Source organism: Sphingobacterium populi (assembly GCF_001586775.1).
Taxonomy (GTDB): Bacteria; Bacteroidota; Bacteroidia; order Sphingobacteriales; family Sphingobacteriaceae; genus Sphingobacterium; species Sphingobacterium populi.
Genome location: NZ_LQXS01000032.1, coordinates 1 through 287 on the forward strand (window position 1 = coordinate 1; position 287 = coordinate 287).

General features: G+C 43.2%; 1 tRNA gene. It reads right to left on the reverse strand.

The features are described 5' to 3' along the window. Positions 1-190 precede the first annotated feature (190 nt). Positions 191-264 (reverse strand) — tRNA-Ala (locus A0125_RS15255). Positions 265-287: the final 23 nt, after the last annotated feature.

Below are 287 nucleotides of genomic sequence, written 5' to 3' on the forward strand. Positions count from 1 at the left end.
GCTTCCCGCTTTTGCTCGGGAGGGACGATTGCTCTGTCTAACTCCGAAAAGTTAGAACAGATATGCTCTGTTGTTTCTTTTCTTGTGTCTTCTTTCTCTCAATATGTCAAAGAACTTTTTTCCTGTAGTATTACATACTATACCGCCGTTACTAATGTGCCTATATACTACATACTACCACTTGGAATAGTGGAGAATAACGGAGTCGAACCGTTGACCCCCTGCGTGCAAGGCAGGTGCTCTAGCCAGCTGAGCTAATTCCCCGTGGTATTATAAGTTTGTATCTT